The sequence below is a fragment of the Alcanivorax sp. 24 genome, assembly GCF_004360225.1.
Taxonomy (GTDB): Bacteria; Pseudomonadota; Gammaproteobacteria; order Pseudomonadales; family Alcanivoracaceae; genus Alloalcanivorax; species Alloalcanivorax xiamenensis.
The window spans coordinates 295,292-319,909 of sequence record NZ_SNUA01000003.1; the positions used below are offsets into that span (position 1 = coordinate 295,292).

Here is a 24,618-nt window from a genome sequence, read left to right on the forward strand (position 1 = left end):
CGATCTTCAGGCACCCACGCGGAAACGGGCAAAGGGCGCATGCAGGCTGGGACGCCCCTCGGTCAGATAAAGGCCGCGCTCAATTGGCGGCCACAATTCTTCCATGGGAATCGAATCGCCATTGGAATTGACCAGCCGAACATGATGCCGGCGCAATTCCCGCGGCTCGCCGACGCCGCAGGAGTGGGCGATGGTTTCCACTTCCTTGACCAGATTGGCATGAAAGTAAGCCACCCGCTGGGCCTTTTCCGCCGGCACCAGGCCACGCTGCAAACGGGGGTTATGCGTGGTGACGCCGGTGGGACAGGTGTTGCGGTTGCACTGCATGGCCTGGATGCATCCCAAGGCGAACATATAGCCCCGTGCCGAGACACAGAAATCCGCGCCCATGGCGATGGCCCAGGCCACCATGTTCGGCGTGATCAGCTTGCCGGACGCGATCACCCGGATCCGCTCCCGCAGGGCGAAGCCGTCGAGCAAATCCACCACCAGGGGCAACGATTCGGACAGATTCAACCCCACATCGTCCATCAATGACATCGGCGCGGCGCCGGTGCCGCCATCGCCGCTGTCGATGGTGATGAAGTCCGGCGCACTGTCCAGACCGCGTTCATGGATTTCCATGAACAGGTCTTCCAGCCATTGCCAGGAACCGATAACCGCCTTGATACCGGTGGGCTTGCCGGTGACATCGCGGACGTGGTGGATCATGTCCAGAAGATCGGCGGCGCTGCCCACATCCGGTTGGCCGTTGGGGCTGATCGACGGCTGTCCCACCGGGATACCGCGAATCGCGGCGATTTCCTCGGTCACCTTGGGCCCCGGCAGAATCCCGCCCTTGCCCGGCTTGGCCCCCTGGCTGAGCTTGATCTCGATCATCTTCACTTCCGGGCGCTGCGCCACCTGTTCCAGCCTGGCGTCATCCATGTTGCCCTCGGCATCGCGCACGCCATAGCGGGCGGTGCCAATCTGGAAAATCACATCGCAGTGGCCTTCCAGGTGCCAGGGGGCCAGTCCCCCTTCCCCGGTATTCAGCCAACACCCGGCGAGCGAGGCACCGTGGGATAGCGCCCTTACCGCGGGTTTCGACAAAGCACCGAAGCTCATTCCGGAAATATTGTAGAAACTGCGAGCCACGTAGGGCTGACGGGCGTGCGGCCCGATCATCAATGGCATGGTCTCCGCCGCGTCCTTCTCCAGGGTCGGAAACGGCGTATTGAGAAACACCACCCGGCCAGCGCCATTCTGCTTGGTGGAGCCGAACGCCACGGTGTTGCTCAGATTTTTCGCCGCCCGGTACACCCAACTGCGCTGAGCGCGGTTGAACGGCAACTCTTCCCGGTCCATGGCGAAGAAATACTGGCGGAAGAATTCGCCCAGGTGCTCGAAGAAATAACGGAACCGGCCGATCAGCGGATAATTTCGGCGGATGGAATGGGCGGTTTGCAGATAGCGATCCTGAAACCACAGCACCAGGGCGGTCAGCAGCACGATCACCAGGGCCAGCAACAACCCCAGTTCCAGCCAGGTAATGAACGTATCCAGCCAAGACTGCAGCTGTGGAGACAACATACTTCCTCCTTGACGACTCGGGCTCTGTAAAGAGTACTGGCCAGCGCCCCCGCGGGAAAGGTGAGACCTGGTTCAGAGGGAAGCCGTTACCCCCTACCCCGTGGCCGTCCGCTATGGTATCAAAGGAACCCTTGGGGGAACCGTCCATTTGGATATGGACCGATAAACAATAGCAGCACGGATTGAATAACGAGATATGACACGCTTTGGGGTATTCGGGTTGCTTCTGATCCTGCTGGTAGGATCGCCGTCCTGGGCCCGGGACATCTACAAGTATCGGGCCGCCGACGGCAGCATTCTGTTCACCGATCAACCTCGTGACCGGGTTGGCCCGGAGTATACCCTGTTGTCCGTCCGCAAGGGCTGGAACTACGTGCCCCGAGGCCTCACCGCCGCCCAGCGCGACCGCTACGACGCGGTCATCGCCCGCGCCGCCCGTGCCCATAACGTGGAGGCCGCGCTGGTCAAAGCGGTGATCCACGCCGAGTCCCTGTTTAATCGCCTGGCGGTATCCCGGGTCGGCGCCCAGGGACTGATGCAATTGATGCCGGAGACCTCCCGGCATCTTCAGGTGCTGGACCCGTTCGATGCCGATGAGAACATCGACGGCGGGACCCGCTTTCTCGCTTATCTGCAAGGCCGCTTCGATGATCTGGATCGGGTGCTGGCGGCCTACAACGCCGGAGAAGGCAATGTCCGCCGCTACGACGGCATCCCGCCCTTTGCCGAAACCCAGGCCTATGTACAAAAGGTGAAGGCGTTGAGGTTGCGCTACCAGGTGCAACTGGCCGCCCGCTCCGATCAGGACGACGACACCCTGGCGATCCGCTGATTCCCGGAATCAGTCGCCATCGGCCACCCACACTCCCAGCCAGGGCCCTTCGTAGTCAATACGGTAGCGGCGCAGTTGATAGCTCTGATTCGGACAGCGGCCGCTGTCCAGAGAGAATTCCAAACCATGCCCCGGACAGCGGAGCACGCCGCGATGAACCGTGGCCCGCTCCAACGGAAATTCACCATGGGGACAGCGGCGCTGAATCAGCCAGGTTTTCCCGTCATCGTGCACCAGCAATAACTCCACCCCGGCCACCCGCACCGGCAGGCGCAGACCGTCGTACAGCTCCAGAGTGCGAATGATGCGATGAAACATGCTGTTCCCTCTTTTTCGGGAACGATAGCACGGAGGGGGTTCCTGTAAGCAATAGCATGGCCATCTATTGAGGGCTGCTCAGAGGTCGCTACAAGGCCGCTGTGGGAAGCGGCCTTGGCCGCGAATGCCTCTCCGTTGGCCATTCGCTTGCCAGCAAGCTTCCCACAGCGGCTTCGTGGCACAATCCGCGGGAGATTCCATGGCGCCCCGCACCCCTTAAAAGAGCTTTGCGGGGCACCATAGAATCTCCCACAGCGACTTCGAGGCCCTTCTATGCCAGACCCTCACCTCGAAGCGTAGCCGTGTTACGCCTTTGCGGAACCTGCTTCACGACGTTCCCGCAAAGGCGTAACACGGCTACGCTGTCCCTGATGCAAGGTAAGATCGCTTCCCGCCAAGCCGCGATGAACCACAAAATCGCCGGGAGCGATTTTTGACGTTGTGCCAGCAACGCCCCGAAGGGTGGCCGCCAGGGATGGCGGCCACAAAAAAAGCCGTGCCCCTTTCGGGACACGGCTTTTTCGTTCAGCACGGACCGATTAGTGGCCGTGTTTCTCCGCCAGGTAGAACCAGGTATCCAATACCGAATCCGGGTTCAGGGACACGGAGGAAATGCCCTGCTCCATCAGCCACTTGGCCAGATCCGGGTGATCGGACGGGCCCTGACCGCAAATGCCCACGTATTTGCCCTGGGCATTACAGGCGTCGATGGCCATCTTCAGCAGCGCCTTCACCGCCGGATCCCGCTCATCGAACAGGTGGCTGACGATACCGGAATCACGGTCCAGACCCAGGGTCAGTTGAGTCAGGTCGTTGGAGCCGATGGAGAAGCCATCGAAGAACTTGAGGAAGTCATTGGCCAGCAACGCGTTGGTGGGCAGTTCGCACATCATGATGATGCGCAGACCGTTCTCGCCCCGCTTCAGACCGTTCTTGGCCAGCAGATCGATGACCTGCTCGGCTTCGCCCGGTGTACGCACGAAGGGCACCATGATTTCCACATTGGTGAAGCCCATTTCATCGCGTACTTTCTTCAGCGCGCGACATTCCAGCTCGAAGCAGTCGCGGAAGTTCTCGCTGATGTAACGGCTGGCGCCACGGAAGCCCAGCATCGGGTTCTCTTCCTCGGGCTCATAGAGCTTGCCGCCGATCAGGTTGGCGTATTCGTTGGACTTGAAGTCCGACAGACGGACGATGGCTTTCTCCGGGTGGAAGGCGGCGGCCAGGGTGGAAATCCCCTCCACCAGTTTCTCCACGTAGAAATCCACCGGGTCGTTGTAGCCGGCGATACGCTTGTCGGCGGCCTGCTGCACGTCCCGCGGCAGGGTGTCGTAGTTCAACAGGGCCTTCGGGTGTACACCGATCATGCGATTGATGATGAACTCGAGACGGGCCAGCCCCACGCCCTGGTTCGGCAGCGCGGCGAAATCGAAGGCGCGATCCGGGTTGCCCACGTTCATCATGATCTTGAACGGCAACTTCGGCATGGATTCGATGGAGTTACGCTGAACGTCAAAGTCCAGCATGCCTTCATAGATGTTGCCGGTGTCGCCTTCGGCACAGGATACGGTCACCTTCTGACCGTCCGTGAGCTGCTCGGTGGCGTCGCCACAGCCGACAATGGCGGGCACGCCCAACTCGCGAGCGATGATCGCTGCGTGACAGGTCCGGCCACCCCGGTTGGTGACGATGGCGGCGGCCCGCTTCATGACCGGTTCCCAGTCCGGGTCGGTCATGTCGGTGACCAGCACATCGCCGGGCTGCACTTTTTCCATTTCCTTGATGCTGGAAACGATCCGCACCGGCCCGGCGCCGATGCGCTGGCCAATGGCCCGGCCTTCCACCAGCACCTTGCCGGTCTGCTTGAGCAGGTAGCGCTCCATGACGGAAGCGTCGGAACGGCTCTTCACCGTCTCCGGACGGGCCTGCACGATGTACAGTTTTTGATCATCGCCGTCCAGCGCCCACTCGATGTCCATGGGCATGCCGTAATGCTTTTCGATCTCGATGGCCTGGCGGGACAAATCCGCCACCTGGGCATCGGAGAGACAGAAGCGCAGACGGTCCTCGGCGCTCACATCCACGGTCTGCACGGACTTGCCGGCCACCGCTTCGCTGCCGTAAACCATCTTCTGCATCTTGCTGCCGAGATTGCGGCGCAGGATGCTCGGGCGCTTGTTGAGCAGGGTTTTCTTGTGAACGTAGAACTCGTCCGGGTTCACCGCGCCCTGCACCACCATTTCGCCCAGGCCATAGGACGCGGTAATGAAGACCACGTCACGGAAACCGGACTCGGTATCCAGGGTGAACATCACACCTGCGGCGCCGGTTTCGGAGCGCACCATACGCTGGATGCCCGCGGACAGGGCCACCAGTTTGTGGTCAAACCCCTGATGCACCCGGTAGCTGATGGCGCGGTCGTTGAACAGGGAGGCGAACACTTCCTTCACCGCCACCATGACACTGTCCAGGCCGCGGATATTGAGGAAGGTCTCCTGTTGACCGGCAAAGGAAGCATCCGGCAGATCTTCCGCGGTGGCGGAAGAGCGCACCGCCACCGGCAGATCACCGTTGCCTTCACACATCTGTTCGTAGGCGTCACGAATGGCGGCTTCCAGGGCGGGCTGGAACGGCGCGTCCACCACCCATTTACGGATTTGCTCACCGGTCGCCGCCAGCGCTACCACATCGTTCACGTCCAGGCTGCTGAGCGCGTCGTTGATCTTGGTGGTCAGGTCGTTGTGTTCCAGAAACTCGCGGAAGGCTTCCGCGGTGGTCGCGAAACCGCCCGGAACGGACACACCGGCCGCCGCCAGGTTGCTGATCATCTCGCCGAGGGAGGCGTTTTTACCACCGACGCGTTCCACGTCTCCCTTGCCCAGATCCTTAAACCAGACTACGTACTCCGCCAAGGTCGTCTCCTTAGATATTGCTGGCCGATACTGTGGAAACCCACTGTTTAATACATCCCGGTCCAGGCCGGAGGCGCCCGGAACCGTGGAGAAAAATTAACCAGGAGTTCCTTTACCGGATTGAACCGAGCCGCCATTCTACTCAAAACCAAGGCGGTTTGCCCGCATGGATTGGGTAAACTGTTACGACTTTCGTTTAGAACCAGGCCGGCGTTACGGTCAACCGGCCGCGACGGGCCCATGTTCGCGGGCCCGCCATCTGTACCCACGAGGAGCTTCACCGCATGAAAAGATCCGCATTCTACGTCTCCGACGGCACCGGGATCACCGCCGAGACGTTGGGTCACAGTCTTCTGAGCCAATTCGGCAGTGTCGAATTCAGCCAGACCACCATCCCCTATGTCCAGTCCAATGAGCTCGCCCGCGAGGCGGTAGCGCGGATCAATCAGGCCGCGGAGCGCGACGACGCGGCGCCGGTGGTGTTCTCCACTCTGGTCCACGACGACCATCGTGAGATCCTGCACACCTGCAAGGGTCGCGTACTGGACCTGTTCACCGCCTTCCTGCAGCCGCTGGAGGACGAACTGGGAGTGCGCTCCAGCCTCCAGGTGGGCCAGAGCCACGCCATCCGTGACCAGCAGGCCTACCGGATTCGCATCAACGCGGTGCACTTCGCCCTCGACAACGACGACGGCGCCCGCACCCGGCACTACGACCAGGCCGACGTCATCCTGATCGGCGTGTCACGCTCCGGCAAGACCCCGACCTGTCTGTATCTGGCCCTGCAGTTCGGCCTGTTCGCCGCCAATTATCCGCTCACCGAAGACGATTTCGATGATCTGCGTCTACCGGACAGCCTGGCGCCCCACAAGGACAAGCTGTTCGGGCTGACCATCAATCCGGACCGCCTCAGCGCCATCCGTAGCGAACGCAAGGCGGGCAGCCGTTACGCATCACCACGCCAGTGCGAGATGGAGGTGCGCGCCCTGCAGGCCCTATACAACAAATTCAATATTCCCCATCTGGACGCCACCGAGCTGTCCATCGAGGAGATCAGCACCCGCATCCTGGCCATGAAAGGCCTGACCCGGCGGCTGCAGTAACCCGTTGCAAAGAAAAGGACAACAACATGACCCGTGGACTGTTTCGTCGCGATGGCGACCTTTATCACCCGAATCAGGCGGCCCTGGGGCCCTGGAGCCCTGATTTTCTGCATGGCGGCTCCCCTTCCGGCCTGTTGGCGGCGGTCATGGAGGATGCCATGGACGGCGCCGACCTGCGTCTGGCCCGCTTCACCCTGGACCTGTTGCGTCCGGTACCCGCCAAACCGTTGCTGGCGACGGTGGAGACCGTGCGCGCCGGGCGACGCTTGCGGGTATTGCAAGGTACCTTGTCGGCTGACGGTGTGGTGGTATCCCGGGCAACCGGCTTGTATCTGGAACGCACCCCGGTGACCGTACCCGCCGAAGCCCGTTTCGACGCTCCCGCTCTACCCGCCAGAGACAGCCGGCCAGTGGCCTCGCTGATCGCGGTGGCGGAACGGGACCTGGAAAAGCCGCGTCTGCCCCTCCCCGGCCTGCACAGCACCGTGGAGGTGGCACTGATCGATGGCGTCGAAGGGCGTGGCCGGGGACGGGCCTGGATGCGGCTGCCGGTCCCGGTAATCGAAGGCGCGCCCTGCTCCACCGTGGTGCGGGCCGCCACCCTGTCGGATTTCGGCAATGGCGTCGGGCAACTGAAAGTCGCCGGGGACATCGGCACTATCAATGCCGACATCTCGCTGTACCTGCACCGTGACCCGCGTGGCGATTGGCTGGGACTGGACGCTCGCTCCCGCATGGAGGACAACGGCAACGGCCTGGTGGAAACCACCCTGTTCGATGAGCATGGCCCGGTGGGCCGGGTGCTGCAAGCGACGCTGGCGATGCCGGTGTACGCTGGCTGAACACGCCAACCGAGCGCACCGATTGTTCTTTATCCTGGCGGAGACACTATTCTCGGGAGATCTCCGCCGTCCACCCCTCCCCGCGATGGTGGTACGCGCGACACTCATAATCCTCGCTATACCCGTCGGCATTCGCGCGCCCATCGAAGTACCGGAAAGACCAGACACGCCCCACCGTCTGCATCCGTTCATTCAGGCGCCATTCGATATCCAGCCCCTGGGCGGTCGCCAGTGCCACACAGGCCGACACGGCCGCCCTCCGTCCCTTACCGCCAAAGTGTTCCATATAGGCGAACGACCCGGCAAAAAGAACGGTAATGCAGAGCACCGCAAGCGCGAACTTCTTCACCGCGTGCCAAGGGATCCCACCTGTTGGCATCCTCTCTTTATTCGTCTTCTGCCTTTTGCCACGCCGCCGTGCATAGTCAACTCCAGCCGTGGCGATGCCGATTACGGCCATCACCAGCATGAAAACAACAACCACTTCCATGTCGCTTAAGACCTCCCTCTTAACCGCTTTCGACGCCTTACCCGGGATTGGCCACCATAAAAAAGGCCCAGCTTGTGGCCGGGCCTGGGTGCGACGCCTCGGCGTCGCTGGGGTTGGCGGGGTTGCCGCCAGTCTTGGGCGGCTTACCGGTGTGCGGTACGAGACCGGCTCAAATCACCAGCAAGTCCATGAATGCGTTTACCGGGGTCCTTTCCAGGGTCGCCTGATCCTTGCACAACTCGAAGACCGTTCTGGCCCGCCCGCTGGGAAAGCGGGTTTCCAGATTACGCCTGAATTTGGTTTCAAGCAGCGGAATACCTTCCGCGCGACGGCGACGGTGGCCGATGGGGTATTCCACGGCGACCTGGTCGGTGCAGGAACCATCCTTGAAAAACACCTGAACGGCGTTGGCGATGGATCGTTTCCGCGGGTCATAATAATCCTTCGTGTAGCGTTCGTCTTCCTCGATCTGCATTTTGTCACGAAGTTCGTCGATCAGCGGATGAGCGGCATGGAAATCGTCCTCATAATTTTCCGCCACCAGGTCGCCGAAGATCAAAGGCACGGCTGTCATGTACTGGATGCAGTGATCCCGGTCCGCCGGATTGGCCAACGGCCCCTCCTTGGAAATGATGCGGATCGCCGAATCGTGGGTGGTAATGACAATCCGGTCGATCTGATCCAGGCGGTCCTTGACCCGCGGGTGCAAGGTCACGGCGGCTTCGCAGGCGGTCTGGCTATGAAACTCCGCCGGGAAACTGATCTTGAACAGAATGTTTTCCATTACGTAGGAACCGTATTCCCGCTGAAACGAGAAACGGCGTTCCCCCTCCGGTTTCAGCTTCTGATCCTTGTTGGTTTTGGAAAACGACACGTCGTAAAAGCCCCACTGCGGCGCGGTGAGCGCGCCGGGAATACCCATTTCCCCGCGCAGCGCGATGTCCGCCAGCCGCACCGCCCTACTGGTGGCGTCACCGGCGGCCCAGGATTTACGTGAACCGGCGTTGGGTGCATGCCGATAGGTACGCAGGGACTGCCCGTCCACCCAGGCGTGAGACACCGCGGACAGCAACTGCTCACGATTCGCGCCCATCATCTTGCCCACCACCGCGGTGGTGGCGACCTTTACCAGCACCACATGATCCAGGCCGACCCGGTTGAACGAGTTTTCCAGCGCCAGCACACCCTGAATCTCATGGGCCATGATCATGCCTTCCAGCACCGTCCTCATGGTCAGTGCCGGCTTGCCATTGGCCAGGTTCTTTTGCGAAAGGTGATCCGCCACCGCCAGGATACCGCCAAGATTGTCCGACGGATGGCCCCATTCCGCCGCCAGCCAGGTGTCGTTGTAGTCCAGCCAGCGGACAATGCAGCCGATGTCCCAGGCCGCTTTCACCGGATCCAACCGGAACGAGGTGCCCGGCACCCGGGCGCCATGGGGCACCACCGTTCCCTCCACCAGGGGGCCCAGATGCTTGGTGCATTCCGGGAAACGCAACGCCAGCAACCCGCAACCGAGCGTATCCATCAGACAATTGCGGGCGGTGTCCCAGGCTTCCAGGGAATCGATGCGGTAGTTGAGGACGTAATCGACAATCGCCTGGATTTCGACGTCGTAATCCGGGCGCAGGTTTTGATCGACGTTACTGCTCATCGGGCTCACTCCTTTTCCGTTATTCAAAGGCGGAATGGCGACGGCTATCCGACGTTCAAGATGCGGGATGTGAAGGGGCCGGTCAATCCGGCGAGGGCTTACAGCGTCAGGGCTTGATCCGCGACACGCCCCTTCGCCGCCAAGGCAGCACCCATAGCGGCTCCGCGAAGATACGGCTGTGGGAAGCTGCCTTGGCGGCGAATGACGATACCGCGGAATCCGTCAAACCGGACGCGGATTATCCGGGCACCCGCACCCAGCCTTCCATCAGGACTCGCGCACTGCGGCTCATGATCGCCTTGGTGGCGGTCCATTCGCCATTGACCTCGGCGGCTTCGGCGCCGACCCGCAAGGTGCCGGAGGGATGGCCGAAACGCACCGCGTTACGCTCGCCACCACCGGCGGCCAGATTCACCAGGGTGCCGGGAATCGCCGCGGCGGTACCGATGGCCACCGCCGCCGTCCCCATCATGGCGTGGTGCAGTTTGCCCATGGACAGAGCGCGTACCAGCAGATCCACATCATCGGTACTCACCGCTTTGCCACTGGAAGAGGTGTAACTGGCCGGCGGTGCGACGAAGGCCACCTTCGGCGTGTGCTGCCGCGCGGCCGCCTCGCTGATGTCCTTGATCAGACCCATGCGCACCGCACCGTGGGCACGAATGGCTTCAAAGCGGGCCAGCGCTTCGGCGTTCTCGTTGATGTCGCCTTGCAGTTCGGTACCGGTGTAACCGATGTCCGCCGCGTTGACGAAAATGGTGGGAATACCGGCGTTGATCAGCGTCGCATTCAGGGTGCCGATGCCGGGGACGTCCAGCTCATCCACCCGATTGCCGGTGGGAAACATGGCGCCATCGCCATCCGCCGGATCCATGAATTCGATCTGTACTTCCGCCGCCGGAAAGGTGACGCCATCCAGTTCGAAATCGCCGGTTTCCTGCACCGCGCCGTTGGTGACCGGCACATGGGCAATGATGGTCTTCTCGATATTGGCCTGCCAGATCCGCACCACCACCGTGCCGTTTTCCGGAATCCGCGCCGGATCCACCAGCCCGTTGCTGATGGCGAAGGAACCGACCGCCGCGGTGAGATTGCCGCAGTTACCGCTCCAATCGATAAAAGGCTGATCAATGGAAACCTGACCGAACAGATAATCCACGTCGTGATCCGGTTTTTCGCTTTTCGACAGGATCACCGTTTTACTGGTGCTGGACGTCGCGCCGCCCATACCGTCGGTGTGCTTGCCGTAGGGATCGGGGCTGCCGATCACCCGCAGCAACAGCTTGTCCCGGGCCTCACCGGGAACCCGCGCCGCTTCCGGCAGATCCTGCAAATTGAAGAAAACGCCCTTGCTGGTGCCACCGCGCATATAGGTGGCGGGAATCCTGATCTGCGGAGCATGGGGCTGGGATGAATGTGTCATGCGTTTCTCGCTTTATGAGTAAGGCTTGCACGCGACACGCCGCGCGCAACACGCCAAACCGAAGAACGGCTCCGGTTGTAGCGTGCTGGCGTGTCACGTGTGAGCGTGCCGGCGTCTCTCAGCCTGCTTCCGCCATGAACTCCTTGGCGAATTTCTGCAGGATGCCGCCGTTGGTGTAGACGGAGACTTCCTCCGCGGTATCCAACCGGCAGATCATCGGCACGCGGTCCACGTCACCGTTGTTGCGGGTAATCACCAGCGTCAGCGTCGCACGCGGCGCCAGTTCACCTTCCACGTCATAGATTTCCGTGCCGTCAAGCTTGAGCGTGTTGCGGGTGGTGCCCTCCTCGAACTGCAGGGGCATGACGCCCATGCCGATCAGGTTGGTGCGGTGAATCCGCTCGAAACCTTCGGCGGCGATCACCTCCACCCCGGCCAGTGCCACGCCTTTGGCGGCCCAGTCACGGGACGAGCCCTGCCCGTAATCCGCGCCGGCAACGATAATCAGCGGCTGCTTGCGCTCCATGTAGGTTTCGATGGCTTCCCACATGCGCATCTGCCGGCCTTCCGGTTCCACCCGTGCCAGCGAGCCCTGGATCACGTTACCGCTGTCGTCACGGCACATCTCGTTGAACAGTTTCGGGTTCGCAAGAGTGGCACGCTGAGCGGTCAGGTGATCGCCACGGTGCGTCGCGTACGAGTTGAAGTCCTCTTCCGGCAGGCCCATCTTGTGCAGGTAGGCACCGGCAGCGCTGTCCAGCAGGATGGCGTTGGAGGGCGACAGGTGATCGGTGGTGATGTTGTCCGGCAGGATCGCCAGCGGCCGCATGCCCTTCATCTGGCGCTGGCCCGCCATATTGCCTTCCCAGTAAGGAGGGCGGCGAATGTAGGTGGATTGCGGACGCCAGTCGTACAGCGGGCTGGCGGCGCGAGCACCATCGCCCTTCTTCTCGAACATCGGGATATAGGTCTTGCGGAACTGTTCCGGTTTCACCGCCGACTTCACAATGGTGTCGATCTCCTCATCGGAAGGCCAGATGTCCTTCAGGTAGACCGGGTTGCCGTCCTGGTCCTTGCCCAGCGCGTCCTTTTCGATGTCGAAACGGATGGTGCCGGCGATGGCGTAGGCCACCACCAGCGGCGGCGAGGCCAGGAACGCCTGCTTAGCGTAGGGGTGGATGCGGCCGTCGAAGTTACGGTTGCCGGAAAGCACGGCGGTGGCGTACAGGTCGCGGTCGATGACCTCTTTCTGGATCTTGGGATCCAGAGCCCCGGACATGCCGTTGCAGGTGGTGCAGGCGAACGCCACCACGTCGAAGCCCAGATTCTGCAACTCGGGCAGCAGGCCGGACTCTTCCAGGTACATCTTCACCGTCTTGGAGCCCGGCGCCAGGGAGCTTTTTACCCAGGGCTTGCGTACCAGGCCCAGTTTGTTGGCGTTGCGGGCCAGTAGCCCGGCGCCGATGATGTTGCGCGGATTGGAGGTATTCGTACAGCTGGTGATGGCCGCGATGATCACCGCGCCATCGGGCATCAACCCTTCTTCCTCTTCCCATTCCTTGGCGATGCCACGATCGTGCAGCTGGGACACGGGCAGCAGCGCATGCGGGTTGGACGGGCCGGCCAGATTGCGCTCAACGCCGGACAGATCAAACTTCAGCACGCGCTCATACTCGGCGGCTTTCAGGCTGTCCGCCCACAATCCGGTTTCCTTGGCGAACGTCTCCACCAGAGCCACCTGCTCATCTTCACGGCCGGTCAGCTTCAGATACTCGATGGTCTGATCGTCGATGAAGAACATGCCGGCGGTGGCGCCGTATTCCGGGGTCATGTTGGCGATGGTGGCGCGGTCGCCCACCGACAGGCTGTCCGCGCCTTCACCATAGAATTCCAGATAAGCACCGACCACCCGCTCGCGGCGCAGGAACTCGGTCAATGCCAGCACCAGGTCGGTGCCGGTGATGCCCGGCTTCAATTTGCCGGTTAGTTCCACACCGACAATGTCGGGCAGGCGCATCATGGACGGATTGCCCAGCATCACGTTTTCGGCTTCCAGACCGCCCACGCCCACGGAAATCACGCCCAGGGCATCCACCATCGGCGTGTGACTGTCGGTCCCCACACAGGTATCCGGATAAGCCACGCTCCGTCCGCTGCCATCAGCACGGACCTGCACCACCGGGGACATCTTCTCCAGATTGATCTGATGCATGATGCCGTTACCCGGCGGGATCACGTCCACGTTATCGAACGCGGTTTTGGTCCAGTTGATAAAGTGGAAGCGGTCCGCGTTACGGCGTTCTTCCACCTCCCGGTTTTTCTGAAAAGCGTCTTTTTCGAAGCCCGGGTGCTCAACGGCCAGGGAGTGATCCACGATCAATTGGGTCGGCACCACCGGGTTCACCTTGGAGGGGTCCCCGCCTTTCTCGGCGATAGCGTCACGCAGACCGGCCAGGTCCACCAGCGCGGTTTGTCCAAGAATGTCATGGCACACCACACGAGCCGGGTACCAGGGGAAATCCAGGGTACGCTGGCGTTCAATCAACTGCTTAAGAGAATCCGTCAACGCCTCCGGTGCACAGCGGCGTACCAGCTGTTCGGCCAGGATGCGGGAGGTATAGGGCAGTTTGTCATAGGCGCCAGGCTGGATGGCGTCGACCGCGGCACGGGTGTCGAAGTAGTCGAGATCGGTACCGGGCAGCGGTTTGCGGTAATCAGTGTTCATGGCTAGGCATCAATCGAGTCGGGTTGACGGGCTGGGTCGAGGGAGCGGCGCACCGCTCCCCTTCCCGGATCAGCGTTGCGCGATCGGGGTTACCTTGCGAATCTCCGGACCGGTGTACTCGGCGCTCGGGCGGATAATACGGTTGTCCGCGCGTTGCTCGAAGACATGACCGGCCCAACCGGTCAGGCGGCTCATCACGAAAATCGGGGTGAACAGCTTGGTCGGGATCCCCATGAAGTGGTACGCGGAAGCGTGGAAGAAATCAGCATTACAGAACAGCTTTTTCTCCCGCCACATGACTTCCTCGCAACGTACCGAAACCGGGTAAAGCACGGTATCGCCCACATCGGCGGCCAGTTTCTCGGACCAGCCCTTGATGATGGCGTTGCGCGGGTCGGACTCGCTGTAGATGGCGTGACCGAAGCCCATGATTTTTTCCTTGCGCTCGAGCATGCCCATCATGCCCTGCTCGGCGTCGTCGGCGTCCTTGAACTTCTCGATCATGTCCATGGCCGCTTCGTTGGCGCCGCCATGCAGCGGGCCGCGCAGGCTGCCGATGGCACCGGCGACGCAGCTGTGGATGTCACTCAGGGTGGAAGCGCAAACCCGGGCCGTGAAGGTGGAGGCGTTGAATTCATGCTCCGCGTACAGGATCAGGGACACGTTCATGACCCGCTCATGCAGTTCGCTGGGGGCTTCATCACGCAGCATGTGCAGGAAATGAGCGCCGATGGAATCGTCATCGGTGTTCTCTTCCACACGAACGCCATCGTGGCTGAAGCGGTACCAGTAACAGATGATGGAAGGGAAACAGGCGAGCATGCGGTCAACGCAGTCTTCCTGGTTCGGGAACACGCCCAGAACCGAGGTGTCTTCCTGCTCAAGATTACCGAGCATGGAACAGCCGGTGCGCATCACATCCATCGGATGGGCGTCCTTGGGAATACGCTCGAGCACTTCCTTGAGAGCCTGGGGCAGACCGCGCAGCGTTTTCAGTTTGGCCTTGTATTCGTCCAGTTGCGCCTGGGTGGGCAGTTCGCCCTTGAGAATCAGGTAAGCCACTTCCTCGAACTGGCAGTGTTCCGCCAGGTCCTTCACGTCATAGCCCCGGTAAGTGAGCCCGGAACCGGATTTGCCCACGGTGGACAGAGCGGTTTTACCTGCTACCTGGCCTCGCAGGCCGGCGCCCGCCAGTTTCTTGCCTTCTGCCATTATCATTCTCCTGCTTCAATTCCGGTATTTACGTCTGCCCTCTCCTCTGCCGGGAGAGGCCTTGTCATCAGCCCTTGCCCTTGGCGAACAACTCGTCCAGCTTGCGCTCGTAGTCGTGATAGCCGAGGAAATCGTACAGTTCCATACGCGTCTGCATGGTGTCGACCACTTCTTGCTGAGTACCGTTCTCGCGGATTTCGCGATACACCTTCAGCGCCGCCTGGTTCATGGCGCGGAACGCCGACAGCGGATACAGAATCATGCTGGCGCCGGCGTCGGCCAGCTCTTCACGGGTGAACAGCGGCGTGGCACCGAATTCCGTGATATTGGCCAGCAACGGCGCGCCACCAATACCATCGGCGAAGGCCCGGTAGTCATCCAGAGTGTGCACGGCTTCGGCGAAGATACCGTCGGCCCCGGCTTCCAGACAGGCGCGGGCGCGTTCCACCGCCGCGTCCAGCCCTTCTTTCTGGAACGCGTCGGTACGGGCGATGATGAAGAAATCATCGTCGGTGCGGGCATCGGCGGCGGCCTTGATGCGGTCCACCATTTCTTCCTGGGAGACGATTTCCTTGTTGGGACGATGGCCGCAGCGTTTCTGCGCTACCTGATCTTCCAGGTGCACGGCGCCGGCGCCGGCACGAATCATTTCCTTGACGGTACGGCCAATGTTGAAGGCCCCGCCCCAGCCGGTGTCGATGTCCACCAGCAGCGGCACTTCGCTGGCGGCGGAAATCCGGCGAACATCCTCCAGCACGTCGTTCATGGAGGTGATGCCCAGATCCGGCAACCCATAGGAGGCGTTGGCCACGCCACCACCGGACAAGTAGATCGCCCGGTACCCCACCTGTTCCGCCATCATGGCGCAGTAGGCATTGATCGTGCCCATGATCTGCAGGGGCTTTTCTTCGGCCAGGGCCCGTCGAAAACGGGCGCCGGCGCTGTTCGGCTGGCTCATTGTCATCTCCTGTGTCGGTTCCACCCGGCTCACGGCGCGTGACGCTCAGACGGCGTCCGGCTCTCTCCGCTTCGCCTGCTGTTCGATATTTTCTCTTGCCCGGCTGATATGGCGGCGCATCAGCAGCTCCGCCAGGTCCGCGTCCCGAGCCTCGATCGCCTCGACGATACGGCGATGCTCGTTGAGGGCCTTCTGCGGCCGGTTGGACACGGTACTGAACTGGTAACGGTACATTCGCACCAAGTGATACAGCCCGCCCACCAGCATCTGGATCAGCGTGGCGTTGTGGCTGCCCTGGATAATGCGGTAATGGAAATCGAGGTCGCCCTCGCGCTGAAAGTACGCGGTGTCCTCGCGCAGGTCCTGCTGCTGTTCATGCTGACCGAGCAACGCGGTCAGCCCGCGCACTTCCTCATCACTCATGTTCTCGGCGGCAAGGCGCGCGGCCATGCCTTCGAGCGCTTCGCGCACATAGTAGATTTCGATCAGATCGTCGAAGCTGAGGGAAGTCACGCGGGTGCCCACATGGACCACCCGCTCCAGTAGCTTGCGGGATTCCAGGCGGCGCAGAGCTTCGCGCAAGGGGCCGCGGCTGACGCCGTAGCGGCTGGCGAGATCGGTTTCACTGACTTTGGTGCCGGGGGCGATCACACCGCGCACGATATCGTCCTGGAGACGGGCAAACACCCGATCCGCCAGGGTTCTTACGTTATCGTCGAGGGCGTGGGTCATGGCATCCATTGTCGACAATTGAAGGATCAGGTGGCGACTTTACTCGGCGCCATCCAATCTTTCAATGATTATTGTCGACAATGATGCCGAGATGGACTCAGAGAGCGCAAGCACTACCCTGATAACGCCATTCCACCGAGCCACGGCTTTCCGAGTCCTGGCGTTCCAGATCATTGCTTCCGGCGGCCCGCAGTTGGGCCGGGCGGTAGAGATCACGCCAAGTGCCACGCAGACGTTCGCTGTAACGGTCAGAGCGATACAAGGTGCGAGGGCCGCTGGTCAGATCCAGGGTGCCGTCAATGCGGGTTCCAAAATGCGGTGTTCCGGTCCGGTTGGTGGCCCCTGGCGCCAGCAGCAACGCCACTGTCGCGGTGTTGGCGCTGGCGGAGGTGACCAATCCGGCTGGAAGCAGCTCGTCCTCGCAGGTCGCGGCGGCGTAGGCGGTGCCGTCGTTGGCGATCCGCACCACGAAGGTTTCGGTCTGGTTCTGATCGGCCCGGTTCCGCTCGCGGGCCTGGTTCGGCTCCAACGGCTGGCAGACGCCACTGCCATCCCGCAAGCACCGCGGATAGTTGCCGTCGCTGCCCAGTTCCCTGGTGGGAATGAAGTCCGAACACTCCGCCGAGTCACTGGCACAGGCCCGTTTCAGGGTCACGGCGTAATAGCCGGCGGCACCGCCAAGCCCGTCACCGTTCCCCATCACCGACCCGGTCTGGGTAGCACGAACACTCAGGCCAATGTTGCCGGCGCCGAGCACGCTGCCTTGGATCCGCCCGGTTTCACCACCACTGGGGGCGGACGGACTGCCCGGCAGATCCAGCGCGAAGTCGGTGACGAAACCGCCCCCCACCCGCTGATTGATGTAAAGCGCCCGATGCCCCAGCAGACGCCCGCTCAGGGTGGCGTCGGTGGCGGCCGTGCTGTTCAAGAGGCCAACCAGGGTTCCCTGTTGGACGGTCAGTCCCGCCGCCAGCGTGGGAACACCTTCCCAGGCCACCAGATCCTCACTGCCTCCGTTGTCCGGATCCCCTTTTTGCAGCTGTCCCAAACCCAGCACGCGGCCATCGGGCAGCACCAGGGATTCCATGCGCAGCGCGTTCTGGTTGCTGTCGAATGCCTTCGGCTGATCACAGGGGGCGGCGCCATCCTGACAGGTCTCGAGAACATACTGGCCGGCCCGCGTCGCCGTGTTGGCGTTATCGATCCGGGCCGTCACCGTGGATGGATCCGCCGGGAAACCGGAAACCGTAGCCTCCGCGGACACCGCATCCAACAACGGCTGCCAGGCGGCGCGGAAAGCGGCATAGTCCGGATAATCAAATTCCAGCGACGGTACCAGGGTATCGAAGTTCTCGCTGACCAGCTCATTCACCACTTCCGGCAATTCGAGCCGCGAGGTCGCCGGATCACTGTCCAGCGCCATCAGCAACGCCGTCCGGTTGCGTACCCGATAGTCGCTGGCGGCGATCCGGCGCGGCGCCTCCACCATATCGGCCAGAGTGAAACGATAATCGCGGGTTGTCAGCCGTTGCGGCAAATAGGCCTCCCCGAGGGTGACCCAGCGCCCCTTGTAGCGGCGGTCCCCGAGAAAGAAAGCGATGCTTTCAGCGTCCGACGGACACAGGGCCCGGTCCGCTGGCAACTGCTCGGTCGCGGTATCCAACACATAATAAAGAGAGCTGCCGCACTCATAAGACAGGTTGGTCGCCACGGTGCCCTCCAACGTCACCTGATACTCACCACCAGGTTCCAGCAGACACCGCGCCGTGGAGGGGCAGACCCCCACGTCATGCTGGGAATAGCTTTTGCCCCCACCACCGCAGGCCGCCAGGGCCAGACAGCCGGATATCAACAACAGTTTTTTCATGCGCGTTTATTCCTTCACCACGGCTCGCCGCCCGGCGCCGGTGGCGCTACACTAGCCGGCCTGTTTTCGCCGCTCGCGAGCCTTTCCCGACACCTCATGCTTGATAGCGTTCACGTCGTCTTTCGTCAAAATGGCCGTTTGCTGGCCCTCGGACCACCCGATCACACGCTTTACGCGCGAGACCGCGACGCCCTGAGCGCCCTGCCAGAACGGGTCGCCAGCGCCCTCACCCAGGGTTACCGGTTCGCCTGCGGACTGCTGCCCTATGCGGCGGGCCTGGCTCTACAGGGCATCGGCGACAGTGATGCGCCGGCGGTGGTGCACCTTTACCGGTCCACGCCGCGGCCGTTCCAGGAGCAGTCCGGCGCCTTCCGTCTGACCCGGCCGTTCCAGCCACAGCAAACTGCTGATAAGTATGCCTATGCACTGCAAAGGATCAGTTGCTATCTCGTAGCCGGAGATTGCTATCAGGTAAATTACAGTCAACGTTTCGATGCCCGCTTCCAAGGCGATCCGCTGATCGCCTTCCAGCGGCTGGCGCGTGCGCACCCCGCTCCCCATGCCTGTTTTTTCCGTGATCGTGGCGAAGCAGTGTTCGGCGTATCGCCGGAGCGCTTCTTGCGGGTGGACGGCCGCGACGTGGTCACCGAGCCGATCAAGGGCTCACGGCCGCGCGGTAACAATGAAGAGGAAGATCGGCGCCTGGGAGAAGCCCTGCTGGCCAATCCCAAGGACCGTGCCGAGAATCTTATGATCGTCGATCTGTTACGCAACGATCTGGGCGCGGTTTGCGAACCGGGCTCGATAACGGTGGACCCGCTGTTCGAGTTACGCCGCTTCAGCAATGTCCAGCATCTGGTCTCCACCGTGCACGGACGCCTGCGTCCGGAGGTGACGCCCCTGGCCGCGCTGATCAGCGCCTTTCCCGGAGGCAGCATCACCGGCGCGCCGAAGAAACGGGCCATGGAAATCATTCAGGAACTGGAACCGGTGCCGCGCGGCCCCTACTGCGGCACGCTGTTCTGGCAGGACGATCAGGGCCGGCTGGACAGCAACATTCTGATCCGCACCCTCTACACCCGGGGCAACGCGCTGTACTGCCACGGCGGCGGTGGCATCGTGATCGATTCCACCACCGAGGAAGAGTATCGGGAGAGCCGCTTTAAGGTGGAAAAACTGATGGCGGTGTTATAGCCCGGCACCAAAGGAATATTGCGGTCCGTCGATCATTGCTGTACCGCGACTCGCCAGCACTCTTACACGCGCCACTGAGGCGCTCCATTCGCGGCCAAGGCCGCTCCCACGGCGGCTCTGTAGTGCTCTCCGTGGGAAGCGAGCTGGCTCGCGAATGCAGCGCGCGTTCATGCCTCCAGCCCCCATGGACTACCATGATGCTCTTTCGACTTCGGTATCAGCCCTCTTCGCTCTCCCACAATGTCGGCTGGCCATTTTGCTCCGCCATCGAGCGCAGCTTGTCCAGATGGCGCTGAAGATCGTCACCACCGGCGGACACCACTCGCAACGAAGGACGATCCGCGCTCAGCCGGCGAATCGCCTCCGCCTGCCGCTGGCCTCCGCCGCCGCCATCCTGCCCACCCAGGGAAAGGTTGGTCTGGCCACCGGTCATGGCCAGATAAACGTCGGCAAGAATCTCCGAGTCAAGCAGAGCGCCGTGCAACTCCCGGTGGCCATTGTCCACGTCGTAGCGGCGGCACAACGCGTCCAGGCTGTTCTTCTGCCCGGGGTGCATCTCCCGCGCCAGCCGCAGGGTATCCAGTACCCGGCAGCGCTGCTCCACCGTACCCCAGCGGGCGCCCAGCAGCTTCAATTCATGATTGATGAAACCGACATCAAAAGGCGCGTTATGGATCACCAACTCGGCGCCATCGATGAAATTGACGAATTCCTCGGCCACCTGCGCGAACACCGGCTTGTCGGCCAGGAACTCGAGAGTGATCCCGTGCACCTCCATCGCCCCTTCGTCGATTTCCCGTTCCGGGTTGATGTACAGATGCAGGTTGTTGCCGGTAATACGGCGATTCATCACCTCCACGCAGCCGATCTCGATGATACGGTGTCCGGCGGCGGGCTCCAGGCCAGTGGTTTCGGTATCCAGTACGATCTGTCTCATCCGTCCACTCTCATCTGATCAATTCCACGGTTGGCCAGGCGGTCGGCCCGTTCGTTCTCCGCGTGCCCGCTGTGCCCTCGTACCCAGTGCCACTCCACTTCATGGGGCGCGGCGGCCTGATCCAGGCGTTGCCACAGGTCAGCGTTCTTCACCGGTTGGCGGGAGGCGGTGCGCCAGCCACGCCGTTTCCAGTTGGCCATCCATTCGGTGATACCCTGACGTACATATTGGGAGTCCGTGGTCAGCACCACCCGGCAGGGGGACTTCAAGGTTTCCAGAGCGACGATGGCCGCCATCAATTCCATGCGATTATTGGTGGTCAACGGCTCGCCACCGAATAATTCCTTTTCGTGCTCGCCATGACGCAACAGCGCCCCCCAGCCTCCCGGGCCCGGATTGCCACGACAGGCGCCGTCGGTAAAAATTTCCACTGTCTTCAAGAACCACTCCAGTCACTTTCGATGATCATTCCGCATTGCGCTCATTCCACGTTACGTTGCCAGCGGGCCAACGGCACGGAGATGACCGTCGGATGTGATGGCTCGCCCCGCCGGAACGACGGCGCCAGAGGCCGTACCATGGCGGCGCGCTTGCGCGCCACCAGCAAATAACTGGCACCGTGACGCCACCACAGGCGCCGCCCCAGCCATTCCAGCCAGGACAACCTGCGGCGGCCGCGCTCACCCAACGGCAGATTATGAAAGCCGCTGGCCAGTCCTTCCACTTCAAACCCCAACACCTGCAGCCAATCACTGACCCGATAAGGGGTGAAATAACGGCCGACCCAGCCGGGCCGGCGGTTGGCACCAGGCCGGAACCAGCGCGCCAGACCCAACAGACTGACCGGTTGAAACGACACCACCGCGATCATGCCACCCGGCGCCACGCAACCGGCCGCCTCCCGCAGCACCTGGTGCGGCTCGTTCTGAAACTCCAGGCCATGGTGCAGCAACAACACATCCACGCTGTTCTTGGCTATCGGCAGCGCCCTGGCCTGAGCCTGCACCTGACCGCCGCCCAGCTTCGGCGGCGTAACGTTGCAGCACCAAGGAATACGAATACCTTCCAGCATATGGCGACATGCGCTGGAGCCCACCGATACCGCCCGCTGCCCCACCAGTCTGGGCAGCCAGTCGGCGAGCAGCTCGCGTTCCTCGTTCAGCAACGCGCGGCCGGCGTCGCTGTCGAGCCAGCGATCAAAGCGGTGCGGCATATCCTGGGGGTGGCGCCGGTAGGGGCCGCGGGGCAAAGGGGGCAACTGCATCCGTGACGCTCTCCGTGGTAGGCTTGACTCCGTGACAGGCTTAACGTGGATGTTCGGTATCAGTTCCAGCGCCAAGTATCAGCGCCAAAACAAGGGTAGCACGACATGCTTCAGACCCCTACGGCGATTCCCGCCTTCCAGGACAATTACATATGGGCCCTCCGCCGTGACCATCACTGCGTGGTGGTTGATCCTGGCGACGCCGCCCCGGTTGAGGCCTGGTTACGCGAACAGGGCCTGATTCTTACCGGCATTCTTATCACCCACCACCATCCCGACCATGTCGGCGGCGTTCAAGCCTTGCTGGAACACCGGGAGATCCCGGTCCATGGTCCGGCCCGGGAAACCATTCCCGGCCTTACCCACCCCCTCAATGACGGCGACCGGGTGAAACTGGCGGACCTGGATCTGGAGCTGGAAGTACTGGACGTGCCTGGCCACACCCTGGGCCACATCGCCTACCATGCCCGTCAGCCGGGCTGGCTGTTCTGCGGCGACACGCTGTTCGCCGGAGGCTGCGGGCGGCTGTTCGAAGGCACCCCGGAACAAATGCATCATTCGCTGTCCCGGCTGGCCGCGCTGCCGGAGGGCACCCAGGTCTTTTGTGCCCACGAATACACCCTGGCCAATCTCACCTTCGCCGCCAAGGTGACCCCCGAGGACCCCGACGTCCGCACGCGCCTGAACGACGTCAAGGCCCTGCGCGATGCCGGGCGCATCACCCTGCCCTCCACCATCGCCATGGAGCGCCGTACCAACCCGTTCCTGCGCGCCACCGAGCCAGCTCTGCGCCAGTCCTGTGAGCGCCACTTCGAGGCGCCGCTGGATACTCCGGTGGACAGTTTTGCCGCCCTGCGGCGCTGGAAGGACAGCGGCTGATCGCGGGGCGGGCGCCCGGCACCGGGCGTCCGCCCCTCCCCGCACCACCATATTTAACCTTGCCGTAACCTTTCCCGCTCCCTAGAATTCACCGGAATTTCAATAGCCATATAATTGACATGCATAGACTTCTAGGCGTTTTTGCCTTGGGGGTGTTGTTGTTTAGCGGGGGCTGCTCACTAACACCATCCGTGGATGAATTACCGCCCATGCCACCGGCGGCACCGGAGCCGGAACAAGAACCAATACCGGGCTCGGAGGCAGGTGCATCCGACCTTGCCAACGGCATGGAACCTGTTCCCGTGGGCGTCGCCGAACCGGCGGACCAGGATCTCTGGGTACGTTTGCGCGAAGGGTATGGCCTGCCCCGGGTGGACAATGCCCGGGTGGAGGAACAGCGTGTTTTCTACACTCGTCACCCGGTCTATTTCACCCGGGTCACCACCCGCGCGGAACGCTATCTGAAGTTCATCGTCGATGAAGCCACCGCCCGCGACATGCCCACCGAACTGGCGTTGCTGCCGGTGGTGGAAAGCGCCTTCGACCCCTTCGCCTATTCCCACGGCCGCGCCGCCGGCCCCTGGCAGTTCATTCCCTCAACGGGCCAGCATTTCGGCCTGCGCCAGGACTGGTGGTACGACGGTCGCCGCGACATCATCGCCTCCACCCGGGCCGCCCTGACTTACCTGCGGCAACTCGCCGACCGTTTCGAGGGCGACTGGCTGCTGGCGCTGGCGTCCTACAATGCCGGCGCCGGCACCGTTCTCCGGGCACAGAAACGCAATGAAGCGGCGGGCAAACCCACGGACTTCTGGAGTCTGGATCTGCCCACGGAAACCACTGCCTATGTTCCCAAGCTGCTGGCGGTGGCGGACATCGTCAGGAATCCGAAGCAATATGGCGTGGCTCTGCACCCGATCACCGATGTGCCCTACTTCATCAGTGTCGACACCGGTGGGCAATTGGATCTGACCCAGGCCGCCCGGCTCGCCGAAGTGCCCATGGAAGAACTGTATCTGCTCAATCCCGGCTTCAATCGCTGGGCCACGGCCCCCGCCGGCCCGCACCGCCTGCTGGTGCCCGCGGACAAGGCGGACCGGTTCAAGGCCGGGCTGGCCAGCTTACCCGCCGGCCAGCGAATGCGCTGGCAGCGTTACACCATCGCTCGCGGCGACAATCTGCAAAGCATCGCCCGCCGCCATCGCACCAAGGTGCAGGTCCTGCGCGAGATCAATCACCTCAAGGGCAACACCATCATCGCCGGCAAGACCCTGCTGATTCCTCAATCCGCCCGCGGCAGCGCGGCTCCGGCCGGGGACGGCGCCAAGCCGCGGGGCCGGCGGCTGGCACACAAGGTCGACAGCGGCGATACCCTGTGGGACCTGGCCCGGCATTACCAGGTGTCGGTACGCGACCTGGCCCAATGGAACGATCTCGACCCCAAGGAACCACTGCGGGTCGGGCAGACCTTGCAGGTATGGAGCGGCAACGAAAGCGGCGATCAGGGGCAACGTTCCGAAATGGTTCGCCAGGTCCGCTATTCGGTACGCCACGGTGATTCGTTGTACACCATCGCCAATCGCTTTAATGTGTCCGTGAACGACATTCGCAGTTGGAATAATACCCTGAGCAAGCGCCGCTACCTGCGTCCCGGTGATCGTGTCACGCTGTTCGTGGACATTCGCGACGCCCCCTGATCGAACC

The 24,618-nt window shown here is 62.3% G+C and carries 20 protein-coding genes; 6 read left to right on the forward strand and 14 right to left on the reverse strand.

The annotated features are described in order from the left end of the window. Positions 1-6: 6 nt before the first annotated feature. A complete protein-coding gene (locus E0L37_RS06230; RefSeq protein WP_133490904.1) occupies positions 7-1,572 on the reverse strand; it encodes an FMN-binding glutamate synthase family protein in 1,566 nt (521 codons plus the stop codon). A gap of 196 nt (positions 1,573-1,768) precedes the next feature. On the opposite strand from E0L37_RS06230, the gene E0L37_RS06235 reads away from it, so the two are divergent. Then, the gene (locus E0L37_RS06235; protein WP_133490905.1) at positions 1,769-2,404 is read left to right on the forward strand and encodes a lytic transglycosylase domain-containing protein; all 636 of its coding nucleotides are present in this window, start codon (positions 1,769-1,771) and stop codon (positions 2,402-2,404) included. Between the two features lie 9 nt (positions 2,405-2,413). Here E0L37_RS06235 and E0L37_RS06240 read toward each other — a convergent pair whose 3' ends face one another. After that, entirely contained in the window at positions 2,414-2,722 is a 309-nt protein-coding gene (locus E0L37_RS06240; RefSeq protein WP_133490906.1) for a Rieske 2Fe-2S domain-containing protein, read from the reverse strand. Positions 2,723-3,261: 539 nt separating this feature from the next. After that, complete coding sequence (ppsA, locus tag E0L37_RS06245) at positions 3,262-5,634, reverse strand: phosphoenolpyruvate synthase (RefSeq protein WP_133490907.1); 2,373 nt, start codon at positions 5,632-5,634, stop codon at positions 3,262-3,264. Between the two features lie 284 nt (positions 5,635-5,918). Here ppsA and E0L37_RS06250 point away from each other — a divergent pair, with 284 nt between their 5' ends. Next, positions 5,919-6,737 carry a pyruvate, water dikinase regulatory protein gene (locus tag E0L37_RS06250; protein WP_133490908.1) on the forward strand — a complete coding sequence of 273 codons (819 nt, stop codon included), beginning with the start codon at positions 5,919-5,921 and terminating at the stop codon, positions 6,735-6,737. 26 nt (positions 6,738-6,763) lie between these two features. Then, complete coding sequence (locus E0L37_RS06255; RefSeq protein WP_133490909.1) at positions 6,764-7,579, forward strand: thioesterase family protein; 816 nt, start codon at positions 6,764-6,766, stop codon at positions 7,577-7,579. Positions 7,580-7,625: 46 nt separating this feature from the next. On the opposite strand, the gene E0L37_RS06260 is transcribed toward E0L37_RS06255, so the two are convergent. The 8 genes from E0L37_RS06260 to E0L37_RS06295 all read right to left on the reverse strand — a co-directional run bounded on the left by E0L37_RS06260 (position 7,626) and on the right by E0L37_RS06295 (position 18,640). Beyond that, complete coding sequence (locus E0L37_RS06260) at positions 7,626-8,069, reverse strand: hypothetical protein (RefSeq protein ID WP_133490910.1); 444 nt, start codon at positions 8,067-8,069, stop codon at positions 7,626-7,628. A gap of 169 nt (positions 8,070-8,238) precedes the next feature. Beyond that, on the reverse strand, positions 8,239-9,723 hold the full coding sequence (gene prpD / locus E0L37_RS06265) for a 2-methylcitrate dehydratase (RefSeq protein ID WP_133490911.1): 1,485 nt from the start codon (positions 9,721-9,723) through the stop codon (positions 8,239-8,241). Positions 9,724-9,961: 238 nt separating this feature from the next. Continuing rightward, on the reverse strand, positions 9,962-11,146 hold the full coding sequence (gene prpF, locus E0L37_RS06270) for a 2-methylaconitate cis-trans isomerase PrpF (protein WP_133490912.1): 1,185 nt from the start codon (positions 11,144-11,146) through the stop codon (positions 9,962-9,964). A 118-nt stretch (positions 11,147-11,264) separates the two neighbouring features. Then, positions 11,265-13,871 carry a Fe/S-dependent 2-methylisocitrate dehydratase AcnD gene (gene acnD / locus E0L37_RS06275; protein ID WP_133490913.1) on the reverse strand — a complete coding sequence of 869 codons (2,607 nt, stop codon included), beginning with the start codon at positions 13,869-13,871 and terminating at the stop codon, positions 11,265-11,267. A 69-nt stretch (positions 13,872-13,940) separates the two neighbouring features. Continuing rightward, positions 13,941-15,083 (reverse strand): 2-methylcitrate synthase, encoded by a 1,143-nt coding sequence (prpC, locus tag E0L37_RS06280; RefSeq protein ID WP_133490914.1) that lies wholly within the window; start codon positions 15,081-15,083, stop codon positions 13,941-13,943. Between the two features lie 67 nt (positions 15,084-15,150). Beyond that, positions 15,151-16,041, reverse strand: a complete 891-nt coding sequence (gene prpB / locus E0L37_RS06285; RefSeq protein WP_014994707.1) for a methylisocitrate lyase — start codon at positions 16,039-16,041, stop codon at positions 15,151-15,153. A gap of 45 nt (positions 16,042-16,086) precedes the next feature. Further along, positions 16,087-16,773, reverse strand: a complete 687-nt coding sequence (locus tag E0L37_RS06290) for a GntR family transcriptional regulator (RefSeq protein WP_133490915.1) — start codon at positions 16,771-16,773, stop codon at positions 16,087-16,089. A gap of 97 nt (positions 16,774-16,870) precedes the next feature. Next, on the reverse strand, positions 16,871-18,640 hold the full coding sequence (locus E0L37_RS06295) for a hypothetical protein (protein ID WP_133490916.1): 1,770 nt from the start codon (positions 18,638-18,640) through the stop codon (positions 16,871-16,873). A gap of 96 nt (positions 18,641-18,736) precedes the next feature. On the opposite strand from E0L37_RS06295, the gene E0L37_RS06300 reads away from it, so the two are divergent. After that, positions 18,737-19,834 (forward strand): anthranilate synthase component I family protein, encoded by a 1,098-nt coding sequence (locus E0L37_RS06300; protein WP_133490917.1) that lies wholly within the window; start codon positions 18,737-18,739, stop codon positions 19,832-19,834. Positions 19,835-20,051: 217 nt separating this feature from the next. Here the strand turns inward: E0L37_RS06300 and dnaQ are convergent, their stop codons facing one another. From dnaQ to E0L37_RS06315, 3 genes are read right to left on the reverse strand one after another with little or no spacing between them, the layout of a single operon-like run. Beyond that, the gene (gene dnaQ / locus E0L37_RS06305) at positions 20,052-20,771 is read right to left on the reverse strand and encodes a DNA polymerase III subunit epsilon (protein ID WP_133490918.1); all 720 of its coding nucleotides are present in this window, start codon (positions 20,769-20,771) and stop codon (positions 20,052-20,054) included. Further along, positions 20,768-21,211: a ribonuclease HI gene (gene rnhA / locus E0L37_RS06310; protein ID WP_133490919.1), complete on the reverse strand. Its 444-nt coding sequence runs from the start codon at positions 21,209-21,211 to the stop codon at positions 20,768-20,770. The genes dnaQ and rnhA overlap by 4 nt, the downstream gene beginning before the upstream one ends. Before the next feature lie 41 nt (positions 21,212-21,252). Then, on the reverse strand, positions 21,253-22,035 hold the full coding sequence (locus E0L37_RS06315) for a class I SAM-dependent methyltransferase (RefSeq protein WP_133490920.1): 783 nt from the start codon (positions 22,033-22,035) through the stop codon (positions 21,253-21,255). Positions 22,036-22,140: 105 nt separating this feature from the next. On the opposite strand from E0L37_RS06315, the gene gloB reads away from it, so the two are divergent. Together gloB and E0L37_RS06325 are read left to right on the forward strand one after the other, a co-directional pair. Next, positions 22,141-22,914 carry a hydroxyacylglutathione hydrolase gene (gene gloB / locus E0L37_RS06320; protein ID WP_133490921.1) on the forward strand — a complete coding sequence of 258 codons (774 nt, stop codon included), beginning with the start codon at positions 22,141-22,143 and terminating at the stop codon, positions 22,912-22,914. A 302-nt stretch (positions 22,915-23,216) separates the two neighbouring features. Continuing rightward, positions 23,217-24,611 (forward strand): LysM peptidoglycan-binding domain-containing protein, encoded by a 1,395-nt coding sequence (locus E0L37_RS06325; RefSeq protein ID WP_240687432.1) that lies wholly within the window; start codon positions 23,217-23,219, stop codon positions 24,609-24,611. Positions 24,612-24,618: the final 7 nt, after the last annotated feature.